Origin of the sequence: Collinsella tanakaei (assembly GCF_016902615.1) — a bacterium.
GTDB classification, from domain to species: Bacteria; Actinomycetota; Coriobacteriia; order Coriobacteriales; family Coriobacteriaceae; genus Collinsella; species Collinsella tanakaei_A.
Window position 1 is genome coordinate 1 of record NZ_JACJMB010000074.1, and the last position, 768, is coordinate 768.

Below are 768 nucleotides of genomic sequence, written 5' to 3' on the forward strand. Positions count from 1 at the left end.
ATGCGCGCGCCGTCCACGGCGCGCAGCTCCATGGCTATCTGCCGGTGGCCGACGCCGTTGGGGAGCCCGCCGAAGATCTCCGCCACCCTGCCGCGCAGCTCCGGCCTGGTGGGGGCCTTGGGGTGCGAGAGGGCGCAGTGGTACGTGGACCTGGCGAGGCCGGCGGCCCCCAGCAGGTCGGCGAGGTCGTGCTGCCCTGAAAGCTCGGCGACCGCTAGGGCCTTCTCCCGGCTCGGGAGCGCAGCTCCGCCTTCAGGGCTATCGATTTTTTTAGGTACGCCACCTCGGCCTCGAGCCTCCTGACCTCGCGCTCGAGCTCCTGCTCGCGGGTCATGGGCGCCGCCTCCTTGCGCGGCCTGCCCTTCGGCTTCGGCCTGAGCGCCTCGGCGCCGCCCTCGCGGTAGAGGCGGCACCAACGGTCGAGCGGGCTCGAGCTGGCGATCCCGAAGCGCCGCATCGCCTCGGGCTTCGGCATGCCGTCGTCGACGACGGCGCTGGCTGCGGAGACCTTCGTCTCGAAGCCGTATCTCGCTTGCGTCTTCCCCATGTTCAGCAGGCAGTCCCTCCCGGTAGCGCGGTACGTCTGCTCCCATTTTCTCACGGCCTTGGCGGGGATGCCCAGCTCGCGCGCGGCGGACCTGTAGCCGAGCCCCCGCTCGAACAGCTCCGCGGCGAGCTCCCTGAGCCTCCGGTCGTGCCTGCACCGCAGGTCGATGGACATGAAAGCCTCCCATCTCTCGGACCTCTATTTCCATGTCCAAGAAATGG

1 protein-coding gene is annotated in these 768 nt (G+C 69.8%); it reads right to left on the bottom strand.

The genetic code is table 11. The features are described 5' to 3' along the window. Nucleotides 1-214: 214 nt before the first annotated feature. On the bottom strand, nucleotides 215-721 hold the full coding sequence (locus H6A21_RS10760; RefSeq protein ID WP_204562778.1) for a helix-turn-helix domain-containing protein: 507 nt from the start codon (nucleotides 719-721) through the stop codon (nucleotides 215-217). Nucleotides 722-768 lie beyond the last annotated feature (47 nt).

What these genes read in the sequence shown, in the direction of transcription:
- H6A21_RS10760 (WP_204562778.1), bottom strand. Translation starts at nt 721, where the DNA reads ATGTCCATCGACCTGCGGTGCAGGCACGACCGGAGGCTCAGGGAGCTC.